Raw genomic sequence first — 22878 nt, 5'->3', positions numbered from 1 at the left:
GGGCTGTTCATGTCAACCGTTACAAATAAGAAGAATCCACCTGAAGAACCAAAAGGCTTTTTAGATAGTTTTTTTCACTTAACTGAGCTGGGTACCAATGTAAGAACAGAAATTCTAGCTGGAGTAACCACGTTTGTCACCATGGCCTATATCCTATTTGTTAATCCTAATATTTTAGCGGACGCGGGGATGCCAGTAAACGCGACGTTTGCAGCGACGGCTATTGCCGCGGCTATAGGCACATTGATCATGGGTTTGTATGCCAACTATCCGATCGCCTTGGCGCCTGGAATGGGGCTTAATGCCTTTTTCACATACTCTGTCGTCCTCGGAATGGGTCTTTCTTGGCAAACAGCCCTGGGAGCGGTCTTTATTTCAGGATTTGTATTTTTCCTCATGACCGTCACGAAAGTTCGGGAATGGATTATGGACGGCGTTCCTACCGTACTACGAATCTCAATTGGTGTTGGGATTGGCTTATTTATAGCCTTCATTGGACTTCAAAACGGAGGACTTGTAGTTAATGACAACGCCACCTTAGTTAAATTGGGAGACATGAAGTCGGCGAGTGCCCTTGTTACTGTCTTTGGTTTAATTGTGACCGGTTTTTTCATGGCGAGAAAGATTAAAGGTGGCTTACTAATCGGGATTCTAATTACGACACTTTTCAGTATGCTGATGGGTTATTCCCCAATGCCTACTGGACTGTCTAGCTTTGTTTCGTTTTCCAATCCGTTTGCTGCAATCGCTCCAGTTGCCTTTCAACTCGACATATGGGGCGCTTTAAGTTATGGCTTAATTTCTATCCTTTTTGCTTTTACCTTTGTGGATTTATTCGATAATATAGGAACCTTGCTCGGTGTCTCACGTAAAGCAGGGTTACTAGATGAAAATGGAAATTTACCTCGTGCTGGTAAAGCCTTAATGGCTGACTCAGTAGGGACAATGTTTGGAGCAACCATGGGAACGCCCACAGTTACATCCTACATTGAAAGCGCTGCCGGTGTATCTGAAGGCGGGAAAAGCGGTTTGACGGCTGTCAGTGTTGCAGTGCTTTTTGTAGTTTCCCTAATTTTTGCACCACTTGTTGGCTTGATTCCAGGAACTGCGACGGCACCTGTTCTTATTCTGGTCGGTGTCTTAATGATGAGTGAAGTCACTCAGATTAATTTTGAGGATTTCACAGATGCTTTTCCAGCCTTTATGACCATTGTGATGATGCCTTTGACGTATTCTATTGCTCAAGGGCTAGCTTTTGGGTTTATGTCATTTACCATTATTAAATTGATTACTGGAAAGCACAAAGAAAACAATCCAGTAACCTATATCTTGACGATACTTTTTATCGTTCACTTTATTCTTGGCGCCTAGCAGTTTAGATATACCTAGAGAGATGTGCACTCAGCGGAGTTCGATGTGTGATGTTCGAGGTCCGAAAATCACACATCGAATGCCTTGCATTGCGCGTGCACAGGGTTATAAGTCATCGGTGGACAGAGGGAGCCTTTTGCAAGTTGGGAAAGGGTGGGATTAGGAATGCGTATTCTTTTTAAGAATGCTAAAATTGTAACTATGAATGAAGAGCGGGAGATTATTCAGGGTGATCTGCTAGTCGATGGATCACAAATTGTCGCGCTCGGGGGAGCCATTGACCAACCTGCCGATCAAGTGATTGATCTCCACGGGGATTTGCTGATTCCTGGCTTGATTCAAACCCATATCCATCTTTGCCAGACCTTGTTTCGGGGACAAGCGGATGATTTAGAACTCTTGGATTGGCTTAAATTAAAGGTTTGGCCGCTGGAAGGCGGGCATGACCCTGAATCCCTCCATGATTCTGCTTTACTTGGAATCGGAGAATTGTTCCTTGGAGGAACAACGACGATTGTCGATATGGAAACAGTACATCACACGGAGCACGCGTTTGAAGCGATCCTTTTGAGTGGTTTGAGAGCCTTGTCAGGGAAGGTCATGATGGATGATTGTAACAAAGATATTCCAAGCTCATTGAGGGAGAATACAGACGCCTCCATTCAAGAAAGCGTCGACTTATATGAGAAATATCACGGTAAAGGAAATGGACGACTCGAAGTGGCTTTCACGCCTCGTTTCGTTATTTCCTGCACCGATTCATTATTACGGGAAGTTTCACGGGTTGCTCAAGAGAAAAATGCCTTTGTTCATACTCACGCTTCTGAAAACCGTGGAGAAATTGAGATCGTGGAGAGTACGCGCGGAATGCGCAATATTATCTACCTGGATAAGGTAGGCTTAACAGGCCCGAAACTTATCCTTGCTCACTGCATTTGGTTGGATGAGGCAGAAAAGGATATCTTGATTCAGACTAAGACGCGAATTTCCCATTGTCCTTCCTCGAACCTTAAACTTGCCTCGGGGATTGCGCCCATTCCTGAAATGATGAGACGTGGAGCAGAGGTTTCCCTGGGTGCAGATGGGGCACCTTGCAATAATAATTTGGACGCATTTAGGGAAATGCGTCACGCGGCCTTGATGCAAAAGCCCTTACATGGTCCTACGGTCATGCCAGCACAAAGCGTTTTTGAATTAGCCACACTCGGTGGTGCTCGGGCCATTGGGCATGAACATGATCTGGGGAGCTTAGAAGTTGGAAAAAAAGCGGATTTAGCAGTCATTAGTCTGCAGGGTCTTCATACTTGGCCCAACGAGCATGTAGATGTTTATTCGCAGTTGGTTTATCAAGCGACCGCGTCCGATGTACGCCTTACTATGGTAGATGGACAAATCGTGATGAAGGACCGGCAACTTCTGACAATTGATGTTCCAAGGCTTAAGGTAAGCGCGACGAAGAGTTTGAATCGGGTCATGGCTAGGACTGGTGTGTAGGGACTTGTGTGAAACAGTCCTTGGCCCTTACGACGCAGAGCAAACTTGCCGTTCAAGCTCTTTTCTCTAGGGCGCGGGGTACATCCTTCGGCGATAGTATCATTTTAAAGAACACGCCTACGGCGATAATCTATCCTACGCCGGTAAGTATCCTTTCGGGATCACGGCTTCGGCGATACTCTCCACAGGAGACTATCGTGACAAATGTGCCGTCCGTGGCGCAATTATCGGCGGTGCCCGCCCTTGGGTACTGCCCCGGTCTGGAGTCGCTTTCACGGAGTTAGCTTATGGCTACGTAAAGACCTCGCGCTCGTGTCACACAAGTCCCGGGCTGGGAACGAAGAGACGTTTAGTGCTGCTTTGGAGATAGCTGAGTATGTGTGTTAGGTAATGTTTTGGGAGACAGACGGCACATTTCATGTGCACCGTCTTGCTTTAGGGTTACCTTCAGAAGCATAGGGACGGTTCTTGTGCTTTGTTTGCTAGTTTGGTGATCCCGGTTTTGAGAGAAAGCAGATTTCATGTACACCGTCAAGAGAAACATGCAAGTCGAAGAACCGTCCCTGTGCTTGCATTTGTGCAAGATTTAGGGACGGTTCTTGGACTTGTATCGGAGAGGAGTGAGTAGTATGTCAAGTTTTAAGCAGAGGATGGATGAGGCCCGGGGGCTTGCAAAAATTGACTTGGTTCTGAGAAACGCTAGGTTAGTAAATGTTCTCTCGGGAGAAATTCATGTGACGGACATCGGAATTCATCAAGGAAACTTCGTCGGTATTGGAACGTTCAAGCTAGCGGAAAGGGTTTTGGACCTGTGTGGAAGCTATGTTGTTCCCGGGCTAATTGACGGACATGTACATATTGAAAGCTCGCATCTTTGTCCCGAAGAGTTTTGTTCGCTCCTTCTTTCTCATGGCGTTACGACGGCTGTTGTTGATCCGCATGAAATTGCGAATGTCTTTGGAAGTAAGGGCATTCGATATATTCTCGATAGCGTGGATAATTTACCTTTTAACACGTTTGTTGCCCTGCCTTCCTGTGTTCCGGCAACAGATTTAGAGACTTCTGGGGCTCGCTTAGGGGCTAAAGACTTATCTGAATTTATCGCTCATCCCAAGGTAATCGGGTTAGGGGAAGTTATGGATTTCCAGGGGGTAATACACGCTAAGCCAGAAATGGTAGAAAAGTTAGAACTTCCTGTGAGATTCATTGATGGTCACGCGCCTGGGATTTCTCCGCAGGATCTGAATGCTTATTATCTAGCGGGAATTCATACTGAACATGAGTGTTCCACGGTAGAAGAGGCCAGAGAACGTCTACGACGAGGTTTTCATGTGATGCTCCGAGAAGGGAGTGCTGCTAAAAATCTCTTAGATCTTCTGCCTGCGGTTACTTCAAGGAATTCGTTTCAATGTTTGTTAGTGACGGATGATCGTCATACAATCGACCTTCTCCAGGATGGCAGCATTGATCACCTTGTTCGCCTGGCAATTGGGACAGGCATGGATCCCATACAAGTGATTCAAATGGCAACGATTAATGCGGCGCGGGCGATTGGACTCCCCCGTTTGGGTGCAGTGGCCCCGGGGTACCAAGCAGATTTTATAGTATTAAAGGACCTTGACCAGTTTGATATTGAGGAAGTATACTGGCGAGGGGTCAGACAAAGCAAAAAAGGAGATCGGCCACGGTTTCAACATATTCCTACCGAGGAGCTCACTGAGAGTGTACATATTGGGAGTTGGTCTCAGACTAAACTAAGAGTCTTTGCTAATAACCTGCAGGATTTGACTACCCGGGTTCAAGTTATTGGAGTTCAGGAACATTCACTGGTCACCTCAGCCTTAGTCCGGACACTCCCGGTCATTGATGGACTGGTGCAAACAGACCCGGCTCAGGGAGTCGCCAAACTAGCGGTGATTGAGCGGCATCACGAGACAGGGAATGTGGGTGTTGGATTTGTTGAAGGACTTGGTTTGAAAAAAGGGGCTATTGCCTCGACGGTTGCCCATGATTCGCACAACTTAGTGGTCGTAGGGATGAACGACGAGGAAATGAATCTTGCCATTTTGACCTGTGTAGAGATGGGCGGTGGAATCTGTCTAGTGGATGGAGAGCGGGTAATCGGCAAACTTCCATTAGAGATTGCAGGTCTCATGTCGAATCAAGAAGCTGAGTTGGTAGCGAAAACCCTTGGTGAGTTACATGAGAAGGCACTAATTCTTGGAATTAGTGAAATGGTCGATCCGTTTATGACCCTAGCCTTTCTTTCGCTACCTGTAATTCCAAAATTAAAGCTGACCGATTTGGGTTTGGTCGACGTGGAGAATTTTGAGATGGTTAAGACCGTTCTATAAAACGCTAGACACAAAAGTTTCTAACCGTTATAATGGATTTCTGACTTGAGATGAATCGCAACTCTATAGATATTTGAGTGCGCAAATGAATGTTCTATGTTCGCATGGCGATTGCGGTGCAGGAATAGATATGATGTCATCTTAAGTCAGAATTTCTGACTTAAGATGATTGTTTTTCATTTTAAAGGGGACTATAAAAAAGGTCAAATACATTAACCGTCAATAACTTATATCTTGTCAAATAAGATTAATAATAAATAGTAGTTATGAAGGGGCAATTGTTTTGAAGAAAGAGATCCACACTAAACGAGAAGGTTTTTCGAGCAGTATCGGGGTTATTGCTGCTGTACTTGGTTCAGCAGTTGGGCTGGGTAACATTTGGAAGTTCCCTTATGTCACAGGTGCTAATGGAGGTGCAGCCTTCATATTGGTTTATCTACTTTGCGTCGCGCTTGTGGGCTTACCCGTGATGTTATCAGAACATCTGATTGGTCGGCATACAAAAGCGAATGCTGTGGGTGCTTTTAAAGCTTTGCAACCCCGACGTCCCTGGCTTTTGGTGGGTGGAGCAGGGGTATTAAGCGCATTCCTGATTATGGCCTTTTATACAACTGTAGCAGGTTGGATTTATGCCTATATTTTCAAAGCAGCAGGTGGTGCGCTTATTTCGGCAAAGCCAGAAGATACTTTCGGTGTTTTTAACTCACTCATCTCAGGGGTAGGTGAACCTTTGTTTTGGCAATGGCTTGTCTTGCTCGTAATCGGGACCATTATTATGGCAGGTGTGACAAAAGGTATCGAACGGGTTACGAAGCTACTGATGCCTCTGCTCTTTATACTTCTCTTGGTTATCGATATTCGGTCCTTGACGCTTCCTGGTGCAGGAGAGGGGCTTGCATTTTTATTTAAACCTGATTTCTCAAAAATAACGTTCAGCGTAGTTTTAGCGGCGCTAGGGTTGGCTTTTTTTAAGCTTAGTGTAGGTATGGGCGCAATGATTACCTATGGAAGTTATGTTGATAAAAATGAGAACTTACCTAAGATGGCGATTAAAGTCGCCCTCGCGGATACTTTAGTTTCTTTAATGGCGGGTATTGCCATTTTTCCAGCGGTATTTGCTCTTGGTTTTGAACCAAATCAAGGTGCAAAGTTGCTGTTCGTAATCATTCCGGCCGTCTTTAATTCTATGCCCTTTGGCAGAGTTTTTATGGTCTTATTCTTTATGCTTACCGCAGTAGCGGCAACTGGAGCGATGTTATCTTTGCTGGAAGTCCCAATTGCCTACTTGACAGAGCAGTACCGATGGACGAGACGGAAAGCGACTTTGCTAACAATTTTAGCAATTGGTTTACTCGGGTCAACAGCTACACTTTCGAATAGTGTTTTTGCCAATGTTATAGTGTTTGGCAAGACATTTTTTGATCTCTTTGATTTTACCACATCCAATATATTGCTGCCCGTCGGTGGCATCTTTGTAGCACTCTTCGTGGGCTGGCAGTGGGGATATGCTAAAGTTAAACGTGAAATGTCCAATGAAGGACGGTTAAAGAATGATGGATTAGTACGCATTTACATGTTCTTGGTGAAATTTATTGTACCGATCGCAATTGTTATAGTGCTTTTGGCGGGGTTAAATTTAATTAATCCAATAATTTCTTTCTTCAAAGATATTAGCATTTAATTAGAATAGGACCTAAGGGAAAATTTAAATGAATATTTTCATTTCAGAAGGATTTCAGTGAATTTTGACGAACTAAATCATTTATGCTGTTTAATTGACACTAGATTGGATAGGGTGGGAATTCATGCGCTTGGTAAGCACTCGTTATGTTGTGGAAGGATCAGTCTTAGCACGACCTGTTATCAACTCTTCTGGTAGAATCTTATTACAAGCAGGCGTTAGTATGACGACTTCTTATATTGGACGGTTAAGGGCCATGGGGTATGATGTCCTATTTATTGAGGATGACCGACTGGAAGATGTCGAATTCCATATGTCTATTACTGGACAAACCCGCGAAGCGGCATATAAGACTATAGAAAACGTTAGTAAATATATTGAGAGCGGCGATGAAAGTGCGTTAAAGGCGTGTTGTGTTCGAGGGACAATTCAGGAAATGCTCAACGACCTCTTATTTAGTTCTGATATTTTGGGTAACTTGACAGAAATTCAGGGGTATGATGACTATACCTTTCATCATTCTGTCAACACAACTATTATAGGGCTTGTATTGGGTCTTGCATCAGGCTATTCTGAGCATAAGTTGATTGAATTTGGCATGGGTATTCTTATGCATGATATTGGGAAAATCAAGGTTTCAGAAGAGATTCTCAATAAACAAGCGTCTCTGACCCAAATGGAATTTGAAGAGATCAAGAAACATTCATATTATGGGTTTGACATTCTGCGCAAGAATAAGGATTTCAGTATACTTTCCGCCCATGTTGCCTTACAACACCACGAAAAATGGGATGGCTCTGGTTATCCAAGAGGGCTTAAAGAAAATGAAATTCATGAGTACGGAAGATTGGCGGCAATCGCTGATGTGTATGAAGCTCTGACTAGTAAACGCGTTTATAGGAAAGCAATTGAACCTAATGAGGCCTACGAGTACATTGTCTCTCAATCTAATAAACATTTTGATCCGAAGGTGTTGGAGGTCTTTAAAAAACATATTGCTGTCTATCCTTCCGGTTCGGGAATTCTTTTGAGTAATGGGCAAAGAGGGAATGTTGTTAAACAAAATCGTTCTTTCCCCAATCGTCCTTTAGTAAGATTATTCTACCAGGATGAAGAACCTCTAACAGACCCGATTGATCTTAATCTGGCAGATTATCCCTCCCTCATGATCGTTGCTGTCGATAATCGCTAGCCTATATGTTTGAACTTGTTCATCTAGAACAAATTGGGACACCCTCTCATAGTGGGTGTTTTGAACGTTTATAGGCTCTGAGACAAGAATGAAGTCATAAGAAATAGGCCTATCAATTTGATAGGCCTATTTCTTATGACTTTTTCTAGAATTTTTTCAAGAGTGTTTTAAATTCTTCGATCTGTCGGACAGGGCGCTGGCAGGTAAAATTTTGACACAGATAAGCTGTAACATGACTTGGATCAATCGGGTAATCTTTAGTCCAGGGAATCATTTCCGGGAGGTTTCCTTCCTGATAAAGGAGGGAAGAGTAGGGACGAAACTCGGAAAAGAAGATTTGGCGCATTTCAGGAAGGGCACTGTTTTCGAGCGAGCCGGCTAAGATTAATTCTTGACTTGGATGAAGAGCAAATTGTAAGGCTTGGAGAAAGGCTGTATATCCTGAGGGATGTTCTTCAAGAACGGGGCGAAAGGCGAGAAGCTGTTGTTCGGCTTTCTTTTCCCAATGTTCAGCGCCGGTAAGGCGCGCTAAACGAAGAAGGTTGAGCGCCGTGATCGAGTTACCTGAAGGGAGGGCGCCATCATAACTTTCTTTTGGACGGAAGATAAGCTCTTCGGCATCTGATCCAGTAAGAAAGTATCCTCCGCCTTCTTCATCCGTAAAGAGTCGTTCCAGTTCTCCTTGAAGATGGAGTGCTGTTTTCAGATAGAGAGGCTTACCACTAGCAGAGTATAGTTCTAAGAGCCCCCAAATGAAAAAGGCATAATCGTCTAAGTACCCAGGGTAGGCTGCATCCCCTTCGCGATAACGGGCTAAGAGTCGACCGTCATTTTGCACAAGGTGGGTGAGTATAAACTCTGCAGCCTTGTCTGCGGCTTCCAGATAGGAGTTTTCGCCGAGAACTTGTGCGCCTTTAGCTAGGGCAGCGATCATAAGTCCGTTCCAGGCTGTTAAAATTTTATCGTCCTTATGAGGGTGGATTCGTTGCTCACGTGCAGCAAATAGGCTTTGGCGTGCGCCTTCGAGAGAACTCAATACCTCATCCTGGGTCTGGCTATTATCTTGGGCGATTTTAGATAACGCACCAAGTAATAAATTGGGATTATTTTTCCCTTCGAAGTTACCTTTAGCGGAGATATCATAAACAGCGCAGTACTTTGTTGCAGTTTTCTTGCCCAGTACAGCTTCAACTTCCTGGGGAGTCCAAACATGGAATTTTCCTTCCACTCCTTCAGCGTCGGCATCTTCTGCGGAGAAAAAACCACCTTCTGGTGAGGTCATGTCTCGAAGGACATAGGTGAAAATTTCCTTCGCTTTTTGAGCATCTTCTGGACGATGCTCGACCTGATAACTTTCTATGTATGCCAGCGCGAGAAGGGCATTATCATAGAGCATTTTCTCGAAGTGAGGGATTAACCACATCTCATCCGTGCTGTACCTTGCAAACCCGTATCCAATGTGATCATAGATTCCACCCAGTGACATTCCGTCAAGGGTCTTGTGGACCATTTGGAGGGCTTTGTCCTGCGGATGGTCCTCTGCATAGCGCAGGAGAAAGGTCAGGTTATGGGGCGTGGGGAATTTTGGAGCTTGGCCGAATCCTCCGTATCGCGCATCAAAGCTGTGGGCTAGCGTATCATAGGCTTGTTTAATAATTTGATTCGCCCATGTTTGAAATGTTTCGGAAGGGGAGCCTTTTACGTTTTGTAGAGAAACATCGCTTGCCAACGTACCGGTCTGGGTCGTAGGTTTATTTGTCTTGGTTCGTCCAGAATGAACTGCAGAAACTATTTTCTCAGCAGATTCGCGTAATTTATCTTCACCATTCTTCCAGAGAGTTCCGACTTGTTCGGAGAGTTCCATAAGGCCGGGACGACCATATCGCTCTGTTTTCGGAAAATAGGTTCCAGCAAAAAAAGGCTTTTTTTCAGGTGTCATAATAATGGTGAGTGGCCAACCGCCTGCGCCAGTGAGGGCTTGGCAAAAGGCCATGTACAAATGGTCAACATCAGGACGTTCCTCACGGTCAACTTTTATGCAGACAAAATGGCGATTGAGTAGCGCCGCGACCTCATGGTCTTCAAAGGATTCCTTCTCCATGACATGACACCAGTGACATGTAGATAAACTACACTACGAATACCCAATAGAAAGGAAAATAGGCTTATTTTCTGCCTTCGCAGTTTCAAAAGCTTCTTCTCCCCAAGGAAACCAGTCTACAGGATTATTTGCGTGTTGGAGCAAGTAGGGTGATTTTTCCTTGGATAATCTATTGGGTGTATTTGTAGTCGTCATGGGCAATCACCACCTTTCAATGTACTATTCAGTTTAGTTTGTGGATGCGTATTACTAATTATACACCCAGCCACGACCAATAAATGAATCTTGGGTTATATATATATCACAATGAGTGTGGTTTCTAGGTATATATAAATGATTAGTTAAAATTTGGGTATAGCTATGTTATAATTTGTTTGTAAAAACTGAGAGCGAGGTGTTCCTTTATGAACCTAGCAGAAAAGTTATTAGTGGAATTTGGGCAATTGACCGAAGAAAAGCAGAAGGAAGTTATTGATTTTATTGAGTTTATAAAAATTAAAGAACAAAAAGAAATTGAAAATCTTATGGATGCTGTCATTACTGAAAATAAAGAGGCTCTCGAGGAGTTAGCGACATGATAAAATTTCTAAGAATCGAGAATGTTCTCATGTTCCATGGGAAAATAATTAAAGAAACTGGAGGGAGTGCAGGAATAAGAGATAGAGGACTTATAGAGAGTGCTCTAAATAGAGGCTTTATGACTTATGACGGCAAAGACTTATATCCCAGCATTATAGAAAAAATTTCTGTTATAGCGTATAGCCTTATTAGTAATCATGGATTTGTTGATGGTAATAAAAGAATTGGTGTTGCAGTCATGCTGATAATGCTCAAAATGAACAATGTAAAAGTGTGTTACACTCAAAAAGAGTTAATAGAACTGGGTCTTAAAACAGCAGAAGGTTTTATGAGGGAAAAGGATATATTGACTTGGATAAAGGTACATATTGAAGATTAAGGGACTGCCTCTTCATAGAAATTGAATTTCTATTGTGAGTACGGGCCAATACTCTCCGCCCCTGATGATGAAGAGAGCCCAAATGTTGCACCGGTGCACCATTTGAACTACACCCAAGGGCTCATCCTTTTTGGGATCCCGGTAGAGGAACGGGATCAATTCACCGAAAGCCGTCCACTTAAAATGAAGGCTATACCGTACTTGTGGCGAATAGCGATAGAAATTCCGTTCCAGTTATAACCTGGAACGGAATTTTCTGGAATCTTTGCTATTTGTAAACTATTATTTGATATCAGATCCCCTAGAGATAGAGAATAATATTTATCTCCTTGTCTGACGCAAAATATCCATGGCATCATTGACTTATTATTTTCTTTCATATGCCTTAGTGGATTCATCACTAAAAAGTTTCCCTTCCTGCTTGTATTTTAGTGCAAGAAATAATATATTTGTTATAATGACTTTACTGTGTTAACATAATAACTGTCTTTATTATTAACGTCAATGTTATTTTAGTAATACTAAACTATAAGGGGATGCCGTCATGTCTATTGGACCTAAGATTAAAGCTCATCGACTAGAATTACATTTAACTATTCCTCAATTAGCAGAGGCAACTGGGCTATCTCGGGGTTTCATTAGTCAGGTGGAGAATGACAAGGTGTCCCTTTCCTTAGAAAGTCTTCAGAAAATGGCGAATGCCCTAAAAGTGCCGATCAGAAATTTAGTAGCCGATGAACCATTCCCCCCTCATCTAGTCACAAAAAATGCTCGTCCCAAGATAAAATTCGGAGATGAGCCAGCGCTTGAAATATTATCGGCACCCTTTGGCAGGCAATTGCAAATTGTCATGGCTGAGTTGCCTCCGGGGTATCAAGCGGGTAATTGTGCGCATACACACGAGGGTGAAGAGTGGATTATGGTACTCACTGGTAAAGTTAAGGTGATCCAAGGGGATTTCTCTGCAATTTTAGAAGAAGGAGATAGCATTCACTGGGATGGGAGTCATCCTCATCTCTGTCAAAACGCTGCGGATACCCTTTCTAAAGTAATTGTCGCTTTGACGCCTCCGGCCATGCTCCCTCTATCCAAAACAGAATAAATTGTTCTTCTCTATTGGTCTCCTGACTTCCTGTTGGTTACCTATTGCCTCAATTTATTCATTACCTCCAAAGTGGAAAAGAGAGAGTGTCGAAACGTTCGTTTCGGCACTCTCTCTTGGTAATGAGAACTAATTATAATACGACGGTTCGTGGTTCATCCATGAAAGAATAAAATGTCGCTTTACCTTCTGATACATAGAAAACCTCGAACGAAGGATTATCCGAAGATTTGTATATGCTAGCAAGACCGGGCATTACTTCAAAGGCTTTCGCTTTTGCAGCTGGGTTAGAATCGAAAACTGCTTTACCCTGCAATCTGATCCACTGAGTATTTCCGGACATGGTACAAACTTCGAAATTAGGATTGGCAACTAACTGTTTGCAAACATCCTTCTGATTACTCGTACAAAAATAGAGTTTATTTTCAAATTCCATGATAAAGCCGAAGGGTCGAACCTTTGGCTTGTCGCCATCTGTCGTTGCAATATAAAATGTTTTAGCCTCAGTAATATACTTTAGGATTTCTTTCATGATCTTTACCTCACTTTAAATTTATTATTATATAACCAGCGCACATTACTTTGAAGCGGACTTAAGCTTTTCCCTGTATTCATTGAGGCCATTGAGATTTTGTATAATTGGTTTTATTTTTGCGGTCATATTCCATCAGTTTGAATATAGAAGCGTGGCAAAAATCCCACAATTGCTTCTGAGATGAGCATGTATCGAAAAGATGAAACAATACATAATCCTCAGATAAAAATAGAAATACACCGTTTGTCATTTAATGCCATACTCTAAGGGTTTTAGAGCTTGAAAATAATATTCATGGGCATTAGTTAGTTTATGGAAACAGCGACTTAATCCGCCATATATCCGTGAATTAATTATTAGCACTTATTTCACTCAAGGTCTGGAATTCTTATGATTACTAGACAAACTCAACAACAATCTTTGTATCCGTTAACTCTCTGTCCTTCAGTGGTTGAGCAGGTTTTCCAACGGCTAATAGAGCCACAGGAGCAAAACCTTCCGGTATTTTCGCCTCATCACTAAGCTCTTTATTTCCACTAAATGCCATTGCTACACCCATAAGAAATACACTTCCAAGACCAAGTTCTGTCGCTGCAAGCCACATATTTTCCATGATGCAGGAGGCATTACAATAAGGTACTCCGGCCAATGGGCCTTCCTGTGGTTTAACTGTAACCAAAATAAGTGTCGGCGCTTCATAAGTAGGATGTGGCATAGGATGTGGTACTTGACCTCTCAACATCTCTTCAGCCGCCTTATCCAGTTTAGTCAGTAAAGAGCTATTCTGAATGACTGTTAATTTTACATCCTCGTAGCTTCCTTTTCCCACAGGTGCTGCATTCGCAGCTTTTAAAATAACAGACAGTTCTTCTTGGGTAATTTGCTCACCCGTGTAAGCCCTACAGCTTTGTCTTTTTGCAATTGCTTCCATTACATTCATAGTATGTTCCTCCAATTATATTATCTTGACTTACGTCAGTATCAATATTATACTAAGTAAAATAAAGTATCGCAAGTACGCAGAAACAACTGACTTAGTATAGTTTATTGTACAATAGAGTCAAATACAAAAGGAGGATATATGAGCGATAATTACACCTTTGAGCAATTTTTACAGGACATCCATCAAACTGTTCCGAATAATGACAGCCAGATCTGTCCAGTTACTAGAACCTTAAATTTATTGCAGGGAAAGTGGAAAAATCATATTTTATATGAAATGTTTAAACATGATAGCATACGTTTTGGGGAATTTAAGAAAGCTATACCTGCAATTACTAACACTATGCTTATTTCATCGTTGCGAGAATTAGAAGAAAACCATCTAGTTAATCGTGTTCAATACAATGAAATTCCTCCACATGTTGAATACTCATTAACCGAAACTGGGAAAGCATTATTGCCTATTTTCTACGAAATGTTTAAATGGGGAATGAACTACCCTATCTCATGCAAATGATTAGAGATGGGGTAGTTTTGAAGCAGGGCTCTTGCCTACGAACTCTTTCGTTCGCTGGGCAACAGTCCTGCTTGTTTATGTATGGTTTCATTGGCTAGTTTATTGGTATAATTGTTAGCATTTATCATAGTAACCTCCATAGCTTTTGGTTATTCTGCATATAGACATACTATTGGTATGTCTATATGCAGAACATTTATAAAGGTTGAGAGAACATAGAGCTGTCTAATTGCAGAAAAAAATGTTGACAGGTGAATTATAAAGTATAATAGAATAATTATAGGTTTAATGTCATTAAGCAAAAGATAACCATGTTAGCAACTGCCTCGGAGAAGTTCGAGCGCAACAAATAAGAGATGGAGGAAGACATCATGGGTAAATTTAAAAGGGTGATGGTCGCCAATAGAGGCGAAATCGCTATCAGGGTATTCAGAGCCCTCAATGAGCTGGGGATAAGGACTGTCGCTATATATTCCAACGAAGATAAATATTCACTTTTCAGGAGCAAGGCCGATGAGGCTTATCTCATCGGTGAGGGCAGAAGTCCTGTTGATGCTTATCTGAATATTGAGGAGATCATCAGCCTGGCAATCAAGAAGGGCGTTGATGCCATCCATCCAGGATACGGCTTCTTGTCGGAGAACCCAGAATTCGCCATGCGCTGCGAGCAGGAAGGCATCGAATTCATCGGGCCGACGGCGGAGATGATGGACAGGTTGGGAGACAAGATCAAGTCAAAGATCGTTGCCAAGGAAGTTGGAGTCCCGATCATCCCAGGTTATGAGAAGGTAGTTAAAACTGTGGATGAAGCAAGAATGCACGCGACGGAATGCGGTTACCCCCTGATGCTTAAGGCAGCTGCTGGAGGCGGAGGAAGGGGAATGCGGATCGTCAGGGACGAGAATGAGCTGGGGTCTGCCTACTTAAGTGCTAAAAGGGAGGCCAAAAAAGCGTTTGGCATTGATCACATCTTTATGGAAAAATTCATTGAAAAACCGAAGCATGTCGAAGTGCAGGTCCTCGGGGACAAGTACGGCAATATAGTTCACATGTTTGAGCGGGATTGTTCAATCCAGAGAAGACACCAGAAGGTTGTGGAATTCACGCCTGCCTTTTCCATCCCCCAGGAAATTAGAAACAATATCCATCAGGACGCCCTTAAAATTGCGAAAGCTGTAAACTACAGGAGTGCAGGAACCCTCGAATTTCTGGTAGACAACCAAGGAAATCATTATTTCATTGAAATGAATCCGCGGATTCAGGTTGAGCACACGGTTACCGAGATGGTTACGGGGATAGATATCGTACAGGCCCAGATCCAGATCGCCCAAGGATGCGCTCTGAATTCTCCTGAAATCGGGATAAACTCACAGGAGGACATCCTTCTCAACGGGTATTCCATTCAATGCAGAATTACAACGGAGGATCCCTCGAATAATTTCGCTCCTGACACGGGGAAGATCGAATCCTACAGGACTGGCTCGGGATTCGGGATCAGGTTAGACGGCGGCAACGGATTCACTGGAGCGGAAATCAGCCCTTATTATGACAGCCTCCTCGTCAAGAACATCTCCTGGTCCAGGAGTTTCCAGGATGCCATCAAGAAGTCTATCCGCTCGATAACCGAGACGCAGATTACAGGCGTCAAGACTAATATTGGATTTCTGATCAACGTTCTCAATCACCCGCAGTTTTTGAATGGAGAATGTCATACCGGTTTCATTGAGGAAAATCCTGACCTGATCTCGCTCACCCAGAATACGGATGACGAAAGCCAGGTTCTAAAATTCTTAGGTCATGTCGTGGTCAACGAGACGATGGGGATAAAGCTGCAATACGATGTCCCCAAGGTGCCTAAAATTGAGGGTATTAATCCGAGCGATCTGAGCGGGACCAAGCAGATCCTTGATACTCAAGGTGCAGAGGGGCTTGTCACCTGGATAAAAGATCAGAAGAGGGTGTTGCTGACAGACACGACCATGCGGGATGCCCATCAGTCTCTGATGGCGACAAGGATCAGGACCAAGGACATGATCAAGATCGCCAAGGCGACTTCCGTCTACGGCCAGGACCTATTTTCTCTTGAAATGTGGGGGGGCGCGACGTTTGACGTAGCTTACAGGTTCCTCAAGGAGTCTCCGTGGGAAAGGCTGGAGCAACTGAGGCTAAGAGTCCCGAACATCCTGTTCCAGATGCTCATAAGAGGAGCGAATGGGGTAGGCTATAAGAACTATCCTGACAATGTCATCCGGGAATTCATTAAAGAGTCGGCGGTCTCAGGCATCGATGTCTTCAGAATCTTCGACTCCCTTAACGAGCTGAGGGGCATGGAAGTTTCTATTGACCAAGTCTTAAAGAGCGGGAAGGTCGCTGAAGCTTGCATTTGTTATACTGGGGATATCCTCGACAGCAGCAAGGAAAAATATAACCTGGATTACTATATCAAGCTCGCGAAAGAGATAGAAAAGACTGGAGCACATATCCTAGGCATAAAAGACATGTCAGCTCTCCTGAAGCCCCATGCAGCCTACAAGCTGGTCAGCGCCTTAAAAAACGAGATCGGAATTCCTATCCATCTCCATACCCACGACACCACAGGTAATGGAGTGGCAACGGTTCTTATGGCTGTGGAAGCGGGGCTAGATATTGTGGACACTGCGTTCAATAGCATGTCAGGACTGACGAGCCAACCGGCCATGAATTCTATTGCTGCAGCGCTTAAAAATACGGAAAGAGATCCGCGCATTGACCTAAAGGGAATCCAAAAGGTATCGAACTACTGGGAAGCGGTACGACCGGTATATGGCAAGTACGAATCGGGTTTGAAATCGGGATCGGCTGAACTCTACAAATATGAAATTCCGGGAGGGCAGTACTCCAATCTTAAGCCGCAGGTGGAAAGCTTCGGTCTCGGGCATAAGTTCACTGAAATCAAGGAAATGTACAAGACAGTTAACGAGATGTTGGGGGATATCGTGAAAGTCACCCCGTCCTCGAAAGTTGTAGGGGATTTCGCCATATTTATGGTCCAGAATAACCTCACCCCGGAGAATATTTACGAGAAAGCGAAGAATATGGCCTTTCCTGATTCCGTGGTATCATATTTTATGGGTATGATGGGCCAGCCGATGGGAGGATTTCCAGAGGAACTTCAGAAGCTGGTGCTGAAGGGGAAAAAACCGATAACCGAGCGCCCCGGTGAACTGCTCCCAGATGAAGATTTTGACGGTATCGCCAAGCACCTGAGGGATAAATTTGAATTTGAACCAACTAAGAAGGATATCCTGAGCTATGCCCTGTATCCGGAAGTGTTCGAAGGATTCTTAAAAGTTGTTGCCGAATACGGAGACCTGAGCAGGCTCGGAAGCGACGTGTTCTTCCACGGACTTTACGAAGGAGAAATCATCGAGGCTGAGGTCGCTGAAGGAAGAAGTCTAATGATCAAGCTCCGTTCCATTAAGAAGCCGGATCTGGAGGGATACAGAACCCTAGTGTTTGAAGTCAACAGGAACAGAAGAGAAATCAAAATCAAGGACAGGAACTGGAGCAATATCAACCTTCTTGGTCAGTCGGGAGAATACAGTTTGACGGAGATGGCAGATCCTAACAATAAGAATGAAATCGGATCCCCTATCCCAGGGACTGTCGTGACGTTGATGGTTAAAGAAGGGGACATGGTAACAGAGGACCAGCCGTTGGTAGTTGTTGAAGCCATGAAGATGGAAACAAGGATAAATAGTTCTATAGCAGGGATTGTCAGCTCGGTGAATATCGAGGAAGGGCAGCAGGTCAAGGCTGGAGAATTGCTTATCGTCGTCAAATAAATGATACGGGAAAACCCCTAAACCGTTCTCTAAGGCAGAAGTCTCATCCGGGGTATAGAGACAGCAAGAGAACCTTAGGTATGTTATATCTACATGTGCCGGAAAGCTGATCCATGAGAACCTCTCTGCTTCTGTCGAACGTCCTTACTTGGCTTTTCATCTCTGAAGAAACGATTATTTTCGCTTTGGTCATTCACTTCTGTGTCTTTCGGTGTTATGTTGGAATTTTGGCTATTCTCTTGAGGGTCTTCTATTGTTGTGTTAGATGCAGTTTGACCATAAAGGTTTTGATATTCAGTTTTAGCAATCTGCAGTTGTGCGTCGCCCTTGGCACATCCTAAGTTTAATAAGGAACAGTGTTTACTACAGCCCGTACAAAACATGTTTCCAAGGAAATCCGACAGACTAACCGTTTGTCCATTCTCTTGTGTATCTTCGAGTGTTGCGTTGGTTTGATCATCCTTTGTTTGAGGGATAGTCGAATTCCGCGACGAAACAGTTGGAGGTGTAGTGGCATAGGTTAACCTCTTATCAGAACCGAGTATGGTTTGAGTAAAAAATAAGCCTATAACTACCACTGCTCCCAGGACTAGCACTGTTTTCATTTCACCATGAGCAAACATATTGCGCATAGAAGCCAAAATATATTTCCGATGTAATAAAATATGTATTGCTATAAGTCCTAGGCAGGAATATGAAACCAATTTATGCACGGTAACGAGGAGAATCGAATTTCCATTTGATCCAGAGGGGAAAATTACTTGGGAAATAAGAATCCCGGTGATGGTTATGGTGCTAATACCCATTAACAATCCTAAATTTAAAACGTACATTAACCTTGGCCTTATCTTGAATTTTGTGCAAAACAGGTTTTTGGCGAAGGTTTTAACCCATGACCAGTTCAATAGGATATGGGCCATAAAAAGGGTGATGATAGAAAGCCCTACAATTTCATGGAAGACAAGTCCTGTACTATGAGCATCGAGCAAACGTAAAAACACCACTGTCATAGCGAAATCAAGGGTTAACTTTATTGTGGTTTTATTATTCATCTAATTTACTCCTCTCTACTTCAACTAGTTTTGTAATTTTCAGTTGCGCTCACAATATGTTTCTGTAAGGCAATATTATTATGTAATTGCAATCTGAAATAAGGCTGAAATATAGCTGAGCTTTAGCTGAAAATCAGCCGAATCGTTTCTGAAACTCATTGGGTTTGAAGGAATGGATAAAATGTACATTTCAGGTTGATTTCAGTTTAGTCAATTATAGTTAACATCATCGCCTAAAAACTACGACTCCATTGACTCCTTTAAATTCAGATCACACCCAAATCCAGCTGAATCCTAAGCAATCCACCACCAAGGCTTCGTAGTGTGGCTGAAAGATGAAGAAGGTCGTTGGTATAATGTTTGAGGCTATGAATCTAACCATGAATGTGCAGGTAATTACTACTGCTGAATGGGTAGAAGGTCTAAAAATATATCCTGTGTATTTTCTGGCAAAATGGCAATAGATAGTGGGACCGACAGTCCCAACGAGTGGATGAAATGATATACTGGAGTACAGGAAGTATAATAGTTGTTGCTTCTATAATACAGAATTATTGTGAGCGTAAAGGGATTTAATAGAAGTATTTAGCTTGCATATTCTTTACCTGCGTTCTGGGCGAATGCCGAGTAGGTATTTGCAATAAAGGAGGACGACAGTGCGGATCTTACTTGTGGAAGACGATGCACACTTGGGAGAAATTATAGTTCGTGGTTTACGTGAGGAAGGATATCAGATTGACCGTGCGATGGATGGGAATGAAGCGGACCTTTTTCATATCACTCGTACTTACGGGGTGATTGTTTTAGATCGCATGTTACCGGATATACGGGGTGAAGAGTTGTTGCAAAAATGGAGGCAGGGAAACTGTAATACGCCTGTACTTATGCTAACAGCTTTGGATGCTGTTTCCGACAGGGTCACTGGCCTAAAGGCGGGAGCGGATGATTACCTTTGCAAACCTTTTGCCTTTGATGAATTATTAGCTAGGATTGAAGCTTTGCAACGACGCGGTAGTCTTAACACTAGCTCTGTCATTAAAGCTGGAAACTTGGAACTTAACCCTCAGACCAGGCTTCTTACGCTCCAAGAGCGTTCAGTAATGTTGAACAGGCTTGAATATGATCTTATGGACCTCTTCTTACGTCATCCGGGCCAGATACTGGGTAAGGAGACTCTGGCAGGACAGTGTTGGAAAGAGCCATGGGAAGCATCAGATAACACGATTGAAGCTCAGATTAAAAATCTGCGAAAAAAACTGAGGTTAATCGACGATCGCGTATGGCTCAAAACTATCCGCGGCGTGGGCTATCGCTTGGAGGTAGTATGATTGCGCCTGTGGAAAAATAGCCTACCCTTGCGTCTTGCGGTGATAACTGGCACCGTATTTATCACGGTGCTTTTCGCGGCCCTACTTGCGTCCTATGTGACGACTGATTACTTATTGAAAAGCAGTGTAGACTCGGCACTAACTTCCTTGGCCCGATCAACTGCGGATAGTTTGCCTACCAAAGATTGGTCTCAAGAATTACCGGTCAGGAAGGGTGAGGAGCCTCAGGCTTACATACAAGTGGTAGACAGCCAGGGCACGGTGGTCTATGCATCGAATCAAGAGGTTCTTCTTCCTGTGGAAGGTGATTTGTTACAGCAGGCTTTACATGGAGGAGAAATCTTCACGGATGCAGTTGGGCACCATGGGCACCACGGACGTTTGGATGTTTCCGCAATTTCAGACTGGGCGCGTCCTTTTTGGACAGATAAGGGAGGAGTACGAATTATCTACTGGCCTTTGTCCGAGGGCAAAGACGGAAATTATGTACTTCAAGTCGGCTTACCTGTAACGGAAAATGCTAAAATGCTGCTTAATTTAGGGAAAATATTGCTCGCAATATCTTTAGGAGCTGTAATTGTTGTGGTTGCCATTTCTGCCTATCTGGTGTGGAACACCTTTAAACCGCTACGCAAAATTATTGCCGTGGCAGAGGAAATAGACGGTAGCACTTTAACTTCCCGGATTGAGGTTCCTGTTAGTGATGCCACACTAAACCATCTGGTGGAGGTATTAAATGCGATGCTAAAACGGCTGGAAACGGCCTTTGTGACCCAAACCAGGTTCGTGAATGATGCTGCCCACGATTTACGCACTCCCTTAAGCGCCCTTCGTTCCGAGCTAGAGATAACACTACGCCAACACCGAAGCGAAAAGGACTATATTCAGGCTCTAAAGGGATGTCTAACAGAGGCAGAATACATGGGCTCTTTGACAGACAATCTTCTTGCTCTGGCTAAGTTTGATAGTGGATTGAAAATGGAGATAGAACAAGCAATTCCCTTGGGACCCTTGCTGCAAAGGGTAAATAGTGAATTTGGGGAATTCGCAGAACAAAACCAAGTCACGCTAATTATGAACTTGGAGAAAGACTTACGGGTGGACTGTAACCAATTGGCAATAGAACGACTGTTGAGAAACCTTTTGCATAACAGCATTCGATATACTCCTGCAGGAGGGCTAATAGAATTGATTTTACGTGACAGAAGTAATTCGGGAAGTCGTTTAGGTGCGGAAATAACTATCAGAGACACAGGTATCGGCATCAACCCCAAGGATTTACCTCATATTTTTGAGCGGTTTTACAGGTCGGATGGCGCCCGCAGGCGTGACGGAGGAGGGAGCGGATTAGGGTTATCTATTTGTCAATCTATTGTAAAGAACCACGGAGGGACAATAGATATTCAAAGCGAGCGAGGAAGAGGGACCTATGTTACCATATGGTTGCCTTACAGCTAGCGATAGTGCACAGGGAGGGTAAAGATTAAGACTTGGCTTTTGCCAAGTCATTTTTTGTCTAACGAAAACCACCTGCTATGCAGGTGGTTCCAAAAAGCTTTAGCTATGCGTAGAAAAAACTACCTACCTTTGTTAAAATAGTGCTGGTTTCGTCAGCCGCACTAAAACAAAGGAGGTAGAAATCCAATTGGATACTGAAAGTTTAGCACATACTCAATGGAACTGTAAATATCACATCGTATTTGCACCAAAATATCGAAGACAGATAATCTATGGAAAGATCAAAGGAGACATAGGAAAGATAATCAGGAAATTGTGTGATTATAAGAAAGTAGAGATAATTGAAGCCAATGCCTGTCCAGACCACATTCATAGGTTGGTGTCTATACCACCAAAAATAAGTGTATCGAGTTTTATGGGATATCTGAAAGGAAAAAGCTCGTTAATGATCTTTGATAGGTATGCAAATTTGAAGTACAAGTATGGCAACAGACATTTTTGGTGTAGAGGATATTATGTGGATACAGTAGGACGAAATAAAAAGGCGATAGAGCAATATATTCGAAAACAGCTGCAAGAAGATATTGTAGCAGATCAGTTAAGCATCAAGGAGTTCGTAGACCCGTTTACGGGTGAGCCAGTAGCTAAGAACAAGAAAAAATGATCCCCAAAACCCCTTTAGGGGTAGTTCGGGAAAATGTGCGGCTGGCGAAAATTTCAATGAGCCTTAAGGCTCAGCCTGTATCATGCCCTTATAGGGCTAGAGCAAACCACCCGCTAAGCGGGTGGTCATGATTGTGCGCCACGCATGGAGCCATGCACATTAAAGAAAACGGCCGAAACCGATAATTCTGAACTTTGTCAATGATTTGGGTTGGTGCCCTGGGGAGTATAATAACAGCTACTTTGGCAAGTGAACACAACTTCTTGTTCATGATTTTCACGGTACTTCTGTTGATTTTTTATGGG

The 22878-nt window shown here is 43.3% G+C and carries 18 protein-coding genes and 1 pseudogene; 15 read left to right on the top strand and 4 right to left on the bottom strand.

Annotated features, from left to right (window positions below; translation table 11 throughout):
- Nucleotides 1–9: 9 nt before the first annotated feature.
- The 5 genes from E4K67_RS21940 (at nucleotide 10) to E4K67_RS21920 (ending at nucleotide 8092) form a co-directional block, all read left to right on the top strand.
- Nucleotides 10–1371, top strand: a complete 1362-nt coding sequence (locus E4K67_RS21940) for an NCS2 family permease (protein ID WP_135550640.1) — start codon at nucleotides 10–12, stop codon at nucleotides 1369–1371.
- A gap of 165 nt (nucleotides 1372–1536) precedes the next feature.
- On the top strand, nucleotides 1537–2865 hold the full coding sequence (locus E4K67_RS21935) for a 5'-deoxyadenosine deaminase (protein ID WP_135550639.1): 1329 nt from the start codon (nucleotides 1537–1539) through the stop codon (nucleotides 2863–2865).
- Nucleotides 2866–3494: 629 nt separating this feature from the next.
- Nucleotides 3495–5219 carry an adenine deaminase gene (gene ade, locus E4K67_RS21930; RefSeq protein WP_135550637.1) on the top strand — a complete coding sequence of 575 codons (1725 nt, stop codon included), beginning with the start codon at nucleotides 3495–3497 and terminating at the stop codon, nucleotides 5217–5219.
- Nucleotides 5220–5496: 277 nt separating this feature from the next.
- The gene (locus E4K67_RS21925; RefSeq protein ID WP_135550635.1) at nucleotides 5497–6900 is read left to right on the top strand and encodes a sodium-dependent transporter; all 1404 of its coding nucleotides are present in this window, start codon (nucleotides 5497–5499) and stop codon (nucleotides 6898–6900) included.
- Between the two features lie 124 nt (nucleotides 6901–7024).
- Nucleotides 7025–8092, top strand: a complete 1068-nt coding sequence (locus E4K67_RS21920; RefSeq protein ID WP_135550634.1) for an HD-GYP domain-containing protein — start codon at nucleotides 7025–7027, stop codon at nucleotides 8090–8092.
- Nucleotides 8093–8237: 145 nt separating this feature from the next.
- Here E4K67_RS21920 and E4K67_RS21915 read toward each other — a convergent pair.
- Nucleotides 8238–10388, bottom strand: a pseudogene (locus E4K67_RS21915) (thioredoxin domain-containing protein).
- Nucleotides 10389–10597: 209 nt separating this feature from the next.
- On the opposite strand from E4K67_RS21915, the gene E4K67_RS30260 reads away from it, so the two are divergent.
- The 4 genes from E4K67_RS30260 to E4K67_RS21895 all read left to right on the top strand — a co-directional run bounded on the left by E4K67_RS30260 (nucleotide 10598) and on the right by E4K67_RS21895 (nucleotide 12253).
- A complete protein-coding gene (locus tag E4K67_RS30260; protein ID WP_199242624.1) occupies nucleotides 10598–10771 on the top strand; it encodes a hypothetical protein in 174 nt (57 codons plus the stop codon).
- Nucleotides 10768–11151: a type II toxin-antitoxin system death-on-curing family toxin gene (locus E4K67_RS21905; RefSeq protein WP_135550629.1), complete on the top strand. Its 384-nt coding sequence runs from the start codon at nucleotides 10768–10770 to the stop codon at nucleotides 11149–11151. Before E4K67_RS30260 ends, E4K67_RS21905 begins: the two co-directional genes overlap by 4 nt.
- A gap of 21 nt (nucleotides 11152–11172) precedes the next feature.
- Entirely contained in the window at nucleotides 11173–11391 is a 219-nt protein-coding gene (locus tag E4K67_RS31625; RefSeq protein ID WP_135550627.1) for a DUF3102 domain-containing protein, read from the top strand.
- 304 nt (nucleotides 11392–11695) lie between these two features.
- Nucleotides 11696–12253, top strand: a complete 558-nt coding sequence (locus E4K67_RS21895) for a helix-turn-helix domain-containing protein (RefSeq protein ID WP_135550625.1) — start codon at nucleotides 11696–11698, stop codon at nucleotides 12251–12253.
- Between the two features lie 133 nt (nucleotides 12254–12386).
- On the opposite strand, the gene E4K67_RS21890 is transcribed toward E4K67_RS21895, so the two are convergent.
- Both E4K67_RS21890 and E4K67_RS21885 read right to left on the bottom strand, forming a co-directional pair.
- Nucleotides 12387–12785 (bottom strand): pyridoxamine 5'-phosphate oxidase family protein, encoded by a 399-nt coding sequence (locus tag E4K67_RS21890; protein ID WP_135550623.1) that lies wholly within the window; start codon nucleotides 12783–12785, stop codon nucleotides 12387–12389.
- A gap of 400 nt (nucleotides 12786–13185) precedes the next feature.
- Nucleotides 13186–13728 (bottom strand): nitroreductase family protein, encoded by a 543-nt coding sequence (locus tag E4K67_RS21885; protein WP_135550621.1) that lies wholly within the window; start codon nucleotides 13726–13728, stop codon nucleotides 13186–13188.
- A 141-nt stretch (nucleotides 13729–13869) separates the two neighbouring features.
- Here E4K67_RS21885 and E4K67_RS21880 point away from each other — a divergent pair, with 141 nt between their 5' ends.
- Both E4K67_RS21880 and E4K67_RS21875 read left to right on the top strand, forming a co-directional pair.
- Nucleotides 13870–14247, top strand: a complete 378-nt coding sequence (locus E4K67_RS21880; protein ID WP_135550620.1) for a winged helix-turn-helix transcriptional regulator — start codon at nucleotides 13870–13872, stop codon at nucleotides 14245–14247.
- Nucleotides 14248–14618: 371 nt separating this feature from the next.
- Nucleotides 14619–18071 carry a pyruvate carboxylase gene (locus E4K67_RS21875; protein ID WP_135550618.1) on the top strand — a complete coding sequence of 1151 codons (3453 nt, stop codon included), beginning with the start codon at nucleotides 14619–14621 and terminating at the stop codon, nucleotides 18069–18071.
- Nucleotides 18072–18160: 89 nt separating this feature from the next.
- Here E4K67_RS21875 and E4K67_RS21870 read toward each other — a convergent pair whose 3' ends face one another.
- On the bottom strand, nucleotides 18161–19123 hold the full coding sequence (locus E4K67_RS21870; protein ID WP_135550616.1) for a DUF4405 domain-containing protein: 963 nt from the start codon (nucleotides 19121–19123) through the stop codon (nucleotides 18161–18163).
- A 335-nt stretch (nucleotides 19124–19458) separates the two neighbouring features.
- Here E4K67_RS21870 and E4K67_RS31180 point away from each other — a divergent pair, with 335 nt between their 5' ends.
- The 4 genes from E4K67_RS31180 to tnpA all read left to right on the top strand — a co-directional run bounded on the left by E4K67_RS31180 (nucleotide 19459) and on the right by tnpA (nucleotide 22573).
- On the top strand, nucleotides 19459–19587 hold the full coding sequence (locus E4K67_RS31180) for a hypothetical protein (protein WP_274594904.1): 129 nt from the start codon (nucleotides 19459–19461) through the stop codon (nucleotides 19585–19587).
- A 192-nt stretch (nucleotides 19588–19779) separates the two neighbouring features.
- A complete protein-coding gene (locus E4K67_RS21865; protein ID WP_135550614.1) occupies nucleotides 19780–20451 on the top strand; it encodes a response regulator transcription factor in 672 nt (223 codons plus the stop codon).
- Entirely contained in the window at nucleotides 20452–21909 is a 1458-nt protein-coding gene (locus E4K67_RS21860) for a sensor histidine kinase (protein ID WP_135550612.1), read from the top strand.
- Nucleotides 21910–22090: 181 nt separating this feature from the next.
- On the top strand, nucleotides 22091–22573 hold the full coding sequence (gene tnpA, locus E4K67_RS21855; RefSeq protein WP_135550610.1) for an IS200/IS605 family transposase: 483 nt from the start codon (nucleotides 22091–22093) through the stop codon (nucleotides 22571–22573).
- The last annotated feature ends 305 nt before the right edge of the window (nucleotides 22574–22878 follow it).

It is taken from the genome of Desulfosporosinus fructosivorans, assembly GCF_004766045.1.
GTDB lineage: Bacteria > Bacillota > Desulfitobacteriia > Desulfitobacteriales > Desulfitobacteriaceae > Desulfosporosinus > Desulfosporosinus fructosivorans.
Note: the sequence above shows the minus strand (reverse complement) of the source record. Positions and strands in the feature narration are given on the sequence as shown.

Excerpts from the sequence above, each read along its gene's own strand:
- E4K67_RS21940 (WP_135550640.1), top strand. The coding sequence starts at position 10 with ATGTCAACCGTTACAAATAAGAAGAATCCACCTGAAGAACCAAAAGGC.
- E4K67_RS21935 (WP_135550639.1), top strand. The coding sequence starts at position 1,537 with ATGCGTATTCTTTTTAAGAATGCTAAAATTGTAACTATGAATGAAGAG.
- ade (WP_135550637.1), top strand. The coding sequence starts at position 3,495 with ATGTCAAGTTTTAAGCAGAGGATGGATGAGGCCCGGGGGCTTGCAAAA.
- E4K67_RS21920 (WP_135550634.1), top strand. The coding sequence starts at position 7,025 with ATGCGCTTGGTAAGCACTCGTTATGTTGTGGAAGGATCAGTCTTAGCA.
- E4K67_RS30260 (WP_199242624.1), top strand. The coding sequence starts at position 10,598 with ATGAACCTAGCAGAAAAGTTATTAGTGGAATTTGGGCAATTGACCGAA.
- E4K67_RS21905 (WP_135550629.1), top strand. The coding sequence starts at position 10,768 with ATGATAAAATTTCTAAGAATCGAGAATGTTCTCATGTTCCATGGGAAA.
- E4K67_RS21895 (WP_135550625.1), top strand. The coding sequence starts at position 11,696 with ATGTCTATTGGACCTAAGATTAAAGCTCATCGACTAGAATTACATTTA.
- E4K67_RS21890 (WP_135550623.1), bottom strand. The coding sequence starts at position 12,785 with ATGAAAGAAATCCTAAAGTATATTACTGAGGCTAAAACATTTTATATT.
- E4K67_RS21885 (WP_135550621.1), bottom strand. The coding sequence starts at position 13,728 with ATGAATGTAATGGAAGCAATTGCAAAAAGACAAAGCTGTAGGGCTTAC.
- E4K67_RS21880 (WP_135550620.1), top strand. The coding sequence starts at position 13,870 with ATGAGCGATAATTACACCTTTGAGCAATTTTTACAGGACATCCATCAA.
- E4K67_RS21875 (WP_135550618.1), top strand. The coding sequence starts at position 14,619 with ATGGGTAAATTTAAAAGGGTGATGGTCGCCAATAGAGGCGAAATCGCT.
- E4K67_RS21870 (WP_135550616.1), bottom strand. The coding sequence starts at position 19,123 with ATGAATAATAAAACCACAATAAAGTTAACCCTTGATTTCGCTATGACA.
- E4K67_RS31180 (WP_274594904.1), top strand. The coding sequence starts at position 19,459 with ATGAAGAAGGTCGTTGGTATAATGTTTGAGGCTATGAATCTAACCATG.